Origin of the sequence: Kitasatospora sp. NPDC057512 (genome assembly GCF_042802135.1) — a bacterium.
Lineage (GTDB): Bacteria > Actinomycetota > Actinomycetes > Streptomycetales > Streptomycetaceae > Kitasatospora.
In genome coordinates this window covers 1-11486 of sequence record NZ_JBHVET010000217.1, presented here as the reverse complement: position 1 = coordinate 11486, position 11486 = coordinate 1, and the positions used below count along the sequence as shown (strand labels likewise).

The window sequence follows — 11486 nt, the reverse complement described above, 5'->3', positions numbered from 1 at the left end:
CCCTTCAGTACGGGAACGACGGCGCGGCCGTTCAGGCATCGGCCTCAGGGCGAAGAAGCGCCCCGGCGGCCGGCGGGAGCGGTCACTCCCACTCGATGGTGCCCGGCGGCTTGCTGGTGACGTCGACGACGACGCGGTTCACGTCGCGGACCTCGTTGGTGATCCGGGTGGAGATCTTCGCCAGCACGTCGTACGGCAGGCGCGACCAGTCGGCGGTCATGGCGTCCTCGGACGAGACCGGGCGCAGCACGATCGGGTGACCGTAGGTGCGGCCGTCGCCCTGCACGCCCACGCTGCGGACGTCGGCGAGCAGCACGACCGGGCACTGCCAGATCTCGCGGTCCAGACCGGCCGCGGTCAGCTCCTCGCGGGCGATCGCGTCGGCGTCGCGGAGCAGGTCCAGACGCTCCTTGGTGACCTCGCCGACGATCCGGATGCCCAGGCCCGGGCCCGGGAACGGCTGGCGCTGGACGATCTCCTCCGGCAGGCCCAGCTCCTGGCCGACCATCCGGACCTCGTCCTTGAACAGCTTGCGCAGCGGCTCGACCAGCTGGAACTGGAGGTCCTCGGGCAGGCCGCCGACGTTGTGGTGGGACTTGATGTTGGCGGTGCCCTCGCCGCCGCCGGACTCCACCACGTCCGGGTACAGGGTGCCCTGGACCAGGAAGTCGACCGACTCGCCGTGCTCGCCGGCCTCGGCGACGATCTCGGCCTGGGCCTGCTCGAAGACCCGGATGAACTCCCGGCCGATGATCTTGCGCTTCTCCTCGGGGTCGCTGACCCCCTTCAGCGCGTTCAGGAAGCGCTCGGAGGCGTCGACCACCTTCAGCTGGACGCCGGTGGCGGCCACGAAGTCCTTCTCGACCTGCTCGGTCTCGCCCTTGCGCATCAGGCCGTGGTCGACGTAGACGCAGGTCAGACGGTCGCCGATGGCCTTGTTGACCAGGGCAGCCGCGACCGCGGAGTCCACGCCGCCGGACAGGCCGCAGATCGCGCGCTTGTCGCCGACCTGCTCGCGGATCAGGGCGATCTGCTCCTCGACCACGCTGCCGGTGGTCCAGGTCGGGGCGATGCCGGCGCCGCGGTAGAGGAAGTGCTCCAGGATCTGCTGGCCGTGGTCGGAGTGCAGCACCTCGGGGTGGTACTGGACGCCGTACAGCCGGGCCTCGTCGTTCTCGAAGGCCGCGACCGGGACCAGGTCGGTGGAGGCGGTGACGGCGAAGCCCTCCGGGGCGGCCGAGCAGGCGTCGCCGTGCGACATCCACACCGAGTGCTGCGCCGGGATGCCCTCGAACAGGGTGGAGCCGCTGCGGGAGACGGTCAGCGGGGTGCGGCCGTACTCGCGGGCGCCGTTGTTGTCGACGGTGCCGCCGAGGGTCTTGGCCATCAGCTGGAAGCCGTAGCACATGCCGAAGACCGGGACACCGGCCTCGAAGATCGCGCGGTCGATCTGCGGCGCGCCCTCTTCGTAGACCGACGACGGGCCGCCGGAGAGGATGATCGCCTTGGGGTTCTTGGCGAGCATCTCGGCGACCGGCATGCTGCTCGGCACGATCTCGCTGTAGACCCGCGCCTCACGCACCCGACGGGCGATGAGCTGGGCGTACTGGGCGCCGAAGTCGACCACCAGAACGGGGTCGTTGTCCGGCGCGGACTGGACGGGAATTGCAGAGGACACAGACGGCCTTCCGGCAGCGGTATCGAGGTGCCCGCGCGTGACCGCCTCCCCGGCGGGGGGCTGCGGCTGCGGCGGACGGTGTGGGGTGTCTGGACACCGATTCTACCGGGCTGTCCGGTTTCACTCGTCTGCCCGTCCGAACGACCGTGACCGGGCGGGGCGGCGGTTCGTTGCTTCCTACGAACGTACGGCCGCGCCGCGTCCGCCAGACGCGCCGCCCGCCCCCGCGGGGGCACCGCCGTACGGCAGCAGGACCACGCGTGGAGTTCCATCCCAGTCCACCGGCGCACGTGGTGCCGCCGCCCGGCCCGCCGGGCGCGCGGCACCGTGGGACCGTGCGCGGGTGCCGCGGCCGGCCAGCAGGGGACAGCGACCCCGGCCGCGACTGGGCCGAGAGGTGGGACGGCCGGAGTCCGGGGACGCCCGGGGCCGGCCGTCGCACCCCGGTCCGGTCCGGTGCGCGCCCGGGCGCACTCCCCCCTTCGCCCCGTGCCGCTACGCGCGTCCCCGTGCGCCACAACCATCCAGACCACTACGCACCGTGATCATCGGCGGCGGCCCCGGCAGGAAATGCTCTGTGCCGAACTGTGCCGAACCGGTTGCAGAGCGAGCCCTCCGTCCAGCACGATGCTCGTTGTACGCGGTTCTCCCGGCGCCTCACGGCTCACCGAGGGGGCCCGTGACGGCGTTCTCCGCAGCCGCGCCACGGAAGGCGGCAGCGGTTCCTCAGTTCACGCTCCGTGAGCGTAGGACCGGCGCAGACCTGTGCGCCGAGCCACCGCGCACGGGCGTGCGCGCCCCGCGCGGCCGGCCACCCACGCCGGAGCCCCGCGGCGCGCCCCGAAGCCGACCGACCCGACGGCGCTCCTCCCCCGGCGCCGTCACCCCAGCACCGGCGCGGCCCTGACGCCGAGTGCTGAACGACAAAGGGCCCCGTTCCCCCGCGGGGCCCTTTGCCCTTTCCTCTTCCTCAGGGGTGCTCGCTCAGGGGTGCTCGCTCAGGGGTGCTCGCGCCACACGCTCGGGTCGACCGGCTCCTCGGCCGGAGGCGGCGGCACCGCGCCGGCCACCGGCGTCCCGCCGGCCGGGGCGGGCGGCTCCTCGTGCGAGCCGAGCACCTCGCTCACCCCGGCCCCGGGGGCGAACGGCGCGTCCTGCGGCGCGGCGGGCTGCGGCAGCACGCCGTGCCCCGGAACACCGTGTGCCGGGACGCCGTACGGCGGAACGCCCTGAGCCGGGACGCCGTACGGCGGCGTCGCGTACGGCACCTCCGGCGGCACCGCAGGATGGGGAACCGTGCCCCGCCCCGGGGCGAACGGGGACTCGGCGTACGGCACGGCGCCCTGCGGCGCGCCCGCGCCCCGGCCGCGGAAGGCCGCCAGCAGCGGCGGCACCAGCAGCGCGCCGGCCAGCGCCCAGACCGCGTTGGCCACCAGCACGCTCACGAACGCCAACCCGCCCGACTCCTCCTGGGAGATCTCCATCCGCGCCGAGCCGATCCAGCCCGAACTGGACGTGGTCCGCGTCATCAGCACGCCGGAGACCGTCATCAGCAGGGTGAGCGCCCCGGCGTGCACGGCGGCCAGGCGCAGCCGGTCGGCCGCGTCCAGCCCCCGCCGGAACGCCACCCGGCCGAGCAGGGCCGCCGAGACGAGCGCGAGCAGCCCGGCCCAGCGCCAGTCGCCGGTCAGGTCGTGCAGGTCGAAGAAGGAGAAGTCGGTCTCGCTGCTGCGGTCGCCCCAGGAGGAGTCGCCGCGGGAGCCGTCGGTGCCGGACAGGCCGGAGTGCGCCCGGAAGGTCGCCCCCGAGCCGAAGCCGAGCAGGTTGAGGCCGAGGTTGGGCAGGAAGGCCAGCGAGATCCCGGTCTGCGCCCCGCTCTCGCTGGTGGCCGCGACCAGGACGAAGGCCGTCACCGAGGACAGCCCCACCGTGACCGCCAGCGCCTGGCCGGCGGCCAGCGCCGACACCGCCCAGCCGCGCACCGAGCGGCTGCGCCAGGCGGCCCAGCGCAGCGCGTCGGTGCCGTGGACGAGGAAGGCCAGCAGGCCGGCCAGCACCGCGGTCCAGGCGACCGCCTCCAGCCAGCCGGAGTCCGCCGTGATCAGCGGCTGGCCGGACTTCTGGCCGCCGGAGCCGAAGTCGCCGAAGTAGTCGGGCTTCGCGGCGCGGCCCGAGGGGTTCCATTCGGTGCCGCCGAGCAGCCCGAGCAGCCCGCTCACCGCCGCGAGGACCAGGGCGGTGCGCAGCGCCTCGGCGGCGGCCTGGCCCCGGGTGAGCTGGCCCAGCACGGCCTTGCGCCGGCGCAGCCCGGCCCGCAGGCCGAGCCAGAGCGCCAGGCACCACAGGACGGTGACGGTCATCGGCAGCACCCGGAGGGCGATCTCCAGCCGGTCGGTCCGGTCGTGGGACAGCGGGCTCTGGTACCCGAGCCGGAACGGTGCGCCGAGCGCGTTCAGGGCCATCGACACCGCCGAGCCGAAGCGCTCGCCGAAGCCGGCCGACTGGAACCGGTACTCGTACTGGTAGTCGCTCGGGATCGCCGCGATCAGCGCGGCGGCCAGCAGGACGAGGGTCGGCGCGACGGCCGCCTTGACCGCCGGGCGCCAGTCCGCGGCGGTCAGCAGGCGCTGGAGGGCGGGCTGCCTGTCGTACGCCTGCCCGGCGCCCCAGCTGCCCAGGGCCGGCGGGGCCGCGGCCACCGGCCCGTACCCGGGCTGGGGTCCGTACCCGGGCTGCGGTCCGTACGGTGGCGGCGGGACGGGCGGAGCGGCACCCGGCGGAGGCGGCGGGACGGGCGGGACGGCGGGCGGGACGGCGGCCGCCGGGGCAGGAGGCGCGAACGGCCGACCGCACGACCCGCAGGCGGGCGCCCCCTCCTCCGAAGTCGCCCCGCACGATGTGCAGTTGGCCATGGCCCGCGTTCCCCCCGCTCGACGAGTCCCTGGCCGCTCCAGGGAGCCCGTTTATCCCATCGGACCCGAACGGATGTCAACCGGGAACCGGGGCAGGCGGATTGGCCCGTCGGGCCGGGTTCAGCCGCGCTTCTTCGGGACCTCCGGGACGGGCAGCAGCGGCAGCCGCAGCGCGCCGAACGCACCCTCGGGCACGGCCGGCCGGGCCGGCGCCACCGCCGCCACCCGCAGGTACTCCCCGCCCTGGGCCGGGCGCGGGTCCGCCTCGCCCTTGTTCGGCCACATCGACATGGCGCGCTCGGCCTGCGCGGTGATGGTGAGCGAGGGGTTGACGCCCAGGTTGGCGGAGACGGCCGAACCGTCCACCACGCTGATCCCGGGGTAGCCGTACAGCCGGTGGTACGGGTCCACCACGCCGGTCTCGGGGGCGTCGCCGATCGGGCAGCCGCCCAGGAAGTGCGCCGTCATCGGGATGTCGAAGATCTCGCCGACGGTGCTGCCCGGGAAGCCGTTGATCTCGTCGGCCAGCGCCTGGGCGCCCCGCTCCGCCGCCGGGATCCAGGTCGGGTTGGGTTCGCCGTGGCCCTGACCGGAGGTGAGCCGGGCCTTGCCGAGCGGGCCCTTCTTCAGCGAGACGGTGATCGAGTTGTCCAGCGACTGCATCACCAGGCCGATGATCGTCTTCTCGGACCAGCGGCGCTGGTTCATCGAGCGGGCGAAGGTCACCGGGTGGAGCGCCGTGTTGCCCAGGTAGCGCAGCCAGCGCGGGACCGCCCCACCGCCCCTGACCTGGGCGATGGACAGCGCGCCCATCGCGTTGGAGCCCTTGCCGTAGCGGACCGGTTCGATGTGGGTGTTGGCGTCCGGGTGGATCGAGGAGGTGATCGCCACGCCCTTGGTGAAGTCCGCCTTGGTGCCGTAGCGCCGGTCGGTGGTCTGCGCGCCCACCAGGGCCTCCGAGTTGGTGCGGGTCAGCTCGCCCAGCCGCGCCGAGATCCGGGGCAGGTGGCCGCCGTCCCGCATCCGGTGCAGCAGCGACTGGGTGCCGTAGGTGCCGGCCGCGACGACCACCCGGGCCGCGGTGACGGTCCGCGCGCCCGCCTTCACCCGGTCGGTCCTCGACCGCGCGTCGGTGCGGCGCACGTCCACCGCGTAGCCGCTGCTCCCGTCGGCCCCTTCGATCTCCCGGATCCGGGCCACCGTGGTGAGCGGGTGGATCTCCGCCCCGCCCCGCTCGGCCAGGTACAGGTAGTTCTCGGTGAGCATGTTCTTGGCGCCGTGCCGGCAGCCGGTCATGCACTCGCCGCACTCCACGCAGGCCTTGCGGGCCGGGCCGGCGCCGCCGAAGTACGGGTCGGCGACCTCGCCCCCGGGGGCCGCCTTGGCCGTGCCTCCCCCAGACTCCGTCCGGGAGGTGCCCCCAGCGTCCTCGCCGTCGCCGAAGAAGACCCCGACCGGCGCCATGTGGAAGGTGTCGCCGACGCCCATCCGCTCGGCGGCCGCCTTGAGGTGGACGTCGGAGGGGGTGAGGGTCGGGTTGAGCCGGACCCCGAGCATCCGCTGCGCCTGGTCGTAGAACGGCGCCAACTCCTGCTGCCAGTCGGTGATGTGGCGCCACTGGCGGTCCTCGAAGAAGGCCTTCGGCGGCACGTACAGGGTGTTGGCGTAGTTCAGCGAGCCGCCGCCGACCCCGGCACCGGCCAGGATCAGCACGTTGGCCAGCAGGTGGATCCGCTGGATGCCGTACAGCCCGAGCGCCGGCGCCCACAGGTAGTTCGGCAGGTCCCAGGAGTTCCTGGGCAGTTCGTCCCGGTCGAAGCGCCGTCCGGCCTCCAGGACGGCGACCCGGTAGCCCTTCTCGGTCAGCCGCAGGGCCGCGACCGAACCGCCGAAGCCGGACCCGACCACCACCACGTCGTAGTCGAACTCCGCCGCACCGCCGGACTGCACCATCTGCCACCGCTCCTTCACCGGGTGAACCTGCCTGTGGGTACCGCGAAACCGGGCCCCGCCGCAGGTGCGGGGCCCGAGGTCCGTCATGCGGGGGCCTACTTGAAGCGCAGCGCCTTGAGCGCCCGCAGCCCGCCGGTCATCAGGGCGGCGAACTGCTTGTCGTCCAGGCCGAACGAGGGCGCGATCGGCATCAGCCGCTGGGTCGCGACGGTCTGCGCCTCGGTGAAGCGCAGGATGCCCTCGGCGCCGTGCCGGCGGCCCAGCCCGGAGTCGCCCATGCCGCCCATCGGCGAGCCGACCGAGCCGTACGCGGCGGCGTACGCCTCGTTGACGTTGACCGTGCCGGTGCGCAGCCGGGCCGCGACCGTCCGGCCGCGCCGCAGGTCCCTGGTCCAGACGCTGGAGTTCAGGCCGTACGGCGTGGAGTTGGCGGCGGCCACCGCCTCCTCCTCGGTGTCGAAGCGGTAGAGGGAGACGACCGGGCCGAAGGTCTCCTCGGCGCAGACCGCCATGTCCGGGGTGACGCCGTCGAGGATGGTCGGCTCGTAGAAGAGCGGGCCGAGGTCCGGCCGGGCGCGCCCACCGGCCACCACGGTGGCGCCCGCCTTGACCGCCTCCTCCACGTGCCGGGTGGTGGTCTCCAGCTGGCGGGCGGAGACCAGCGAGCCCATGTCCGCGCCGTACGCGAGGCCGCCGCCGAGGCGCAGCGCCCGGGTGCGGGCGGCGAAGCGCTCCAGGAACTCGTCGGCCACCGAGCGGTGCACCAGCAGCCGCTCGATCGAGATGCAGAGCTGTCCGGCGGAGGAGAAGCAGGCCCGTACGGCGCCCGCGGCGGCCGCGTCGAGGTCGGCGTCGGCGAGCACCAGCATGGCGTTCTTGCCGCCGAGTTCGAGCGAGGCGCCGACCAGCCGGGCGGCGGCGCGCTGGGCGACGTCGCGGCCGGTGCGGGTGGAGCCGGTGAACGAGACGTAGTCGGCGTGCTCCACCACGGCGGGGCCGATCACCGGGCCGTCGCCGATCACGATCTGCCACAGGTCGGCGGGCAGCCCGGCCTCGACCAGCAGCTCGCGGGCCCACAGCGCGGTCAGCGCGGTCTGGGTGTCGGGCTTGTTGACCACCGCGTTGCCGGCCACGAAGGCCGGCAGGGCGTCGCCGACGGACAGCTCCAGCGGGTAGTTCCACGGCGAGATGTGGCCGACCACGCCCTTGGGGCGGCGGGCCTCGACGGCGTGGGTGAGCACCGGCAGCGCGCCGCCGTGCCGCTTGTCCTTGAGGTACCCGTGCGCGGCCCGCCCGTAGTGCCGGGCGGCCATGGCGACGGCCAGCACCTCCTCGAAGGCGTGCAGCCGGGCCTTGCCGGTCTCCGCCTGGACGAGGTCCAGCACCTCGTCCTGCCGCTTGAGCAGCAGGTCGTGGAAGCGCAGCAGGACGGCGGCCCGGCGGCGCACCGGCAGCGCGGCCCAGGCCGACTGGGCGCGGCGGGCCAGTTGGAAGGCGACCTCGACGTCGGCCGGGGTGGACCGCGGCAGGCTGGCCAGCCGTTCGCCGGTCAGCGGGGCGACGGTCTCCACCAGGTCGGGTTCACCGGTGGCGGTGACGCCGGTGGCCAGCCTGGCGACCAGGGACGGCGGGACGGCCGCGGCGACGGTCCGGCCGCCGCCGGGGGCCGCCGGGTTGCCGGCGCCGGAGTGTTCGGTGGCCACTGCGTCTGCTGTGAGGTCCGACATACGGCGCAGCCTAGGCGTTCGGCGGCCGGTCCGGTACCCGTCGGTAACAAGAATCTGCCGCAGTCGGGCGAAAGCGGGCGCCCCCGCCCGGCCCGGTCAGCGGGCCGGGGCGAAGTTGTTGAGCACCGCGTAGAAGCGCTGCTCGGCCTCGTTCCACTCGTTGCCCCGCTCCGGGCTGGACGAGTAGATCGCGTAGCTGGTGCCGTCCTGGCTGATGAACTCGGTCTCGATCGCGCGCCGGCGGCCGCCCTCCTTGGCCAGGTAGCTGAACTCCCAGACCGCCGCCTCCTGGCCCTTCACCGCCGTGCTGGCCATCCGGTGCTGCTTGTAGTCCTTGAGCGACTTGGCGACGGTGGTCTCCATCTGCCGCATGTGCTCCAGCGGCTTGACCGACTGGCCGACGGTGACGGCGAACTGGAGGTAGTGCACCTTGCCGTCGGGGCTGTAGTAGATCTGGTTGTCCCCGGCACTGATCCGCTGCCAGGACGGGGTGCCGTTCGGCAGCGGGAAGCGGAAGCCGGCCGGGTCGTCGACCCAGTGGTAGCCGCTGGGCGGCGCCACCGCGGGGGTCGCGTCGCTGGTGGGCTCCGGTCCGGTGGACTCGGCGGCGGTCGGCGTCGGGTCCTCGGGGGTGTCGCCGCCGACCACGTGCCGGGTGACCAGGAAGGTGCCCGCGGCGGCCAGCAGGCCGACGGCCACCGCTATGCCGACGATCTTCAGCAGGTTGCGGCGCTTGGCCGGTCCCCGCTCCGGCGCGATGGAGTGCGGCACCGGCGCGACGGGCCCGGTGTGCGCCCGGGCAAGGTCCTGCGCGCCCCCGGCGGTGTCCGGTTCGGCGGGCGCGTCGGGAACAGCGGTGACGACAGGGGCGGCCGGCACAGCAGGGCCAGCGGGGACGGCGACCCCGGAGGCCTTCGGCTCGGTCGGCTCCTCGGAGCCCTCGGCCGGCTCCGCCACGGCCACCGGGCGATCACTGCGGTCCACCACCGGCACCGACCGGGTGGGCGTACGCACCGACGGGACCGACTTCAGCCCCATCGTGTGCCCGGCCTGCACCTCGGCCAGCATCGCGGCCGCCTCGTCCGCGGTGGGCCGCTCGGCCGGGTCCTTCGCCATCAGCGCGGCCAGCACCGGCCCCAGCGGCCCGGCCCGCCGCGACTCCGGCAGCGGCTCGTCGACCACCGCGGCGAGCGTGGTGATCGGCGAGTCCCGCCGGAACGGCGACTGGCCCTCGACCGCCGCGTACAGCGTCGCCCCGAGGCCCCACAGGTCGGAGGCGGGACCGGGCCGCTCACCCTGGGCGCGCTCCGGCGCCAGGTAGTCCGGCGAGCCGACCAGGTCGCCCGGCCGGGTCAGCTCGGTCGAGCCCTCGTACTTCGCGATGCCGAAGTCCAGCAGCACCACCCGCCCGGTGCCGCGCTCCAGCAGCACGTTGGCCGGCTTCACGTCCCGGTGCAGCACGCCCAGCTGGTGGCCGCGGTGCAGCGCGGCCAGCACCTGGCTGCCGACCTCGGCGGCGGCGCGCGGCTGCAGGGTGCCGTCCTGGCTGATCACGTCGGCCAGCGAGCGGCCGTCGACCAGCTCCATCACGATCCACGGCCGGCCGTCCTGCTCCAGCACGTCGTGCACGGTGATCACGCCGGGGTGCTTGATCCGCGCGGCCGCGCTGGCCTCGCGCTTCATCCGGGTGTGCAGGATCTGGAGGTCCTCCTCCGGCAGGTGGTTGACGGTCAGCTCCTTGACCGCGACCTCGCGGTCGAGCATCCGGTCCCAGGCCCGCCAGACGGTGCCCATGCCGCCCCGGCCGAGCCGCTCGCCGAGCTCGTACCGCCCGGCCAGCAAACGCTCCGCCTCGGCCGCCTCCGGCCGGTCCTGCACGCCCATCTGCGCCCGCTCCCCCACACATTCCGCCTGCCGTCACCGCGACGGAGGGCCTGGTGCAGACCACTGTTCGAACAAATCCCACGCACACATTAGGCGCACCTTGCCGCCCCCGGTAATCACGCCCACCCCCCGGACCGGTGGAACGGAATCCGGGCGGGCCGTCAGCCTGCGAACAGGACCACCGCGACGATTCCCAGCACCAGCAGCACGAACACTCCGCCCACCAGCAGCGGGCCCCACAGGGCGGGCGGTATCCGGGGCGGCTTCGCCCCGCTCCCTGCCCCCAAGTCCCCACCGTTCCGGCCCTTTCGGGCACTCCTCCCGGCCCTGGAGCCGACGGCCTTCCCACTACGCCCACGCGGCACCGCCGACGTCTCCGGCACCGGCCCCCCGCCGGCCCGGCTCCGCTCCTCCGCCTCCCCGTCGACCGGCTCCGGCGCACCCGCCAGCAGCCCCGCCAGCTCCCCGCGCACCGCCTCCGCCATCGGCCGCAGCGCCGGATCGGGCTGCAACAGCCGCTCCACCAGCGGCGCGAGCGGCCCGCACACCACCGAGGGCTCCCGCCGCCCGTCCCGTACGGCCGTCACCAGCTCCGGCACGTCCCGCTCCGGGTACGGCGAGCGGCCGGTGACCAGCCGGTGCACCAGCACCCCGAGCGCCCAGCAGTCGCCCGCCGGGCCGCCGTCCAGCGGCCAACGCTCCGCCACCGGGCCGACCAGGGTCGCCCGCACCTCGTAGCGGCGCCGCCCGCCCGGCCCGCCGAGCTCCTCGGCCAGCGCCTCCTCGGCCACTCCGGCGAGCAGCCCGCCGAGCATCGCCGCGCCGTCCTCGCAGACCAGCACCGCCTCCGCGGTCAGGGCGCCGTGGGTCAGCCCGGCCGCGTGCAGCGCCCGCAGCGCGCCGGCCAGGTCCGCCGCCAACTCGGCCGCCCGGTACGGCGGCAGCGGCCCTTCGGCGAGCAGCTCGGCCACCGTCCGCCCGACCGGCCGCTCCTCCACCGTCCACAGCAGCTCGCCCTCGACGAACGCGCCGACCCCGCGCAGCAGCCGCGGGTGCGCGACCGGCGCGGTCGAACCGACCGCCGCCACCCGGCGCACCATCCGGTCCGCCTGCGCCGCGGCGGCGGCCTCCGGGTCCTGTCCCGCCGTCAGCACCCCCGGCAGCTCCAGGGCGCTCAGCAGCACCGCTTCACCGGTCCGCTCGTCCACCGCCTGGGCGCGCAACGGTTCGGGGCGGTCCGTCAGCCGGTACCGCCCCGCCAGCAACTGACCGGGGCCGCCTCGCATGCCAGTTCCTCTCACTCACCGAGCAGCCTACTGAGCGGCTGCCAGG

General features: G+C 74.8%; 6 protein-coding genes. All 6 read right to left on the bottom strand.

Annotation, left to right across the window (positions count from 1 at the left end):
* Positions 1 to 82: 82 nt before the first annotated feature.
* The 6 genes from guaA to ACFU6K_RS16630 all read right to left on the bottom strand — a co-directional run bounded on the left by guaA (position 83) and on the right by ACFU6K_RS16630 (position 11440).
* Positions 83 to 1678 (bottom strand): glutamine-hydrolyzing GMP synthase, encoded by a 1596-nt coding sequence (gene guaA, locus ACFU6K_RS16655; protein ID WP_380663686.1) that lies wholly within the window; start codon positions 1676 to 1678, stop codon positions 83 to 85.
* 998 nt (positions 1679 to 2676) lie between these two features.
* The gene (locus tag ACFU6K_RS16650; protein WP_380663684.1) at positions 2677 to 4377 is read right to left on the bottom strand and encodes a proline-rich domain-containing protein; all 1701 of its coding nucleotides are present in this window, start codon (positions 4375 to 4377) and stop codon (positions 2677 to 2679) included.
* 333 nt (positions 4378 to 4710) lie between these two features.
* The gene (locus tag ACFU6K_RS16645) at positions 4711 to 6543 is read right to left on the bottom strand and encodes a GMC oxidoreductase (protein ID WP_380663683.1); all 1833 of its coding nucleotides are present in this window, start codon (positions 6541 to 6543) and stop codon (positions 4711 to 4713) included.
* Between the two features lie 95 nt (positions 6544 to 6638).
* Entirely contained in the window at positions 6639 to 8270 is a 1632-nt protein-coding gene (locus tag ACFU6K_RS16640) for a succinic semialdehyde dehydrogenase (RefSeq protein WP_380663681.1), read from the bottom strand.
* A 96-nt stretch (positions 8271 to 8366) separates the two neighbouring features.
* A complete protein-coding gene (locus ACFU6K_RS16635) occupies positions 8367 to 10154 on the bottom strand; it encodes a serine/threonine-protein kinase (RefSeq protein WP_380663680.1) in 1788 nt (595 codons plus the stop codon).
* A gap of 161 nt (positions 10155 to 10315) precedes the next feature.
* On the bottom strand, positions 10316 to 11440 hold the full coding sequence (locus ACFU6K_RS16630; RefSeq protein WP_380663678.1) for a protein kinase: 1125 nt from the start codon (positions 11438 to 11440) through the stop codon (positions 10316 to 10318).
* Positions 11441 to 11486 lie beyond the last annotated feature (46 nt).

What these genes read in the sequence shown, in the direction of transcription:
- ACFU6K_RS16630 (WP_380663678.1), bottom strand. Translation starts at nt 11,440, where the DNA reads ATGCGAGGCGGCCCCGGTCAGTTGCTGGCGGGGCGGTACCGGCTGACG.
- ACFU6K_RS16640 (WP_380663681.1), bottom strand. Translation starts at nt 8,270, where the DNA reads ATGTCGGACCTCACAGCAGACGCAGTGGCCACCGAACACTCCGGCGCC.
- ACFU6K_RS16645 (WP_380663683.1), bottom strand. Translation starts at nt 6,543, where the DNA reads ATGGTGCAGTCCGGCGGTGCGGCGGAGTTCGACTACGACGTGGTGGTG.
- ACFU6K_RS16635 (WP_380663680.1), bottom strand. Translation starts at nt 10,154, where the DNA reads ATGGGCGTGCAGGACCGGCCGGAGGCGGCCGAGGCGGAGCGTTTGCTG.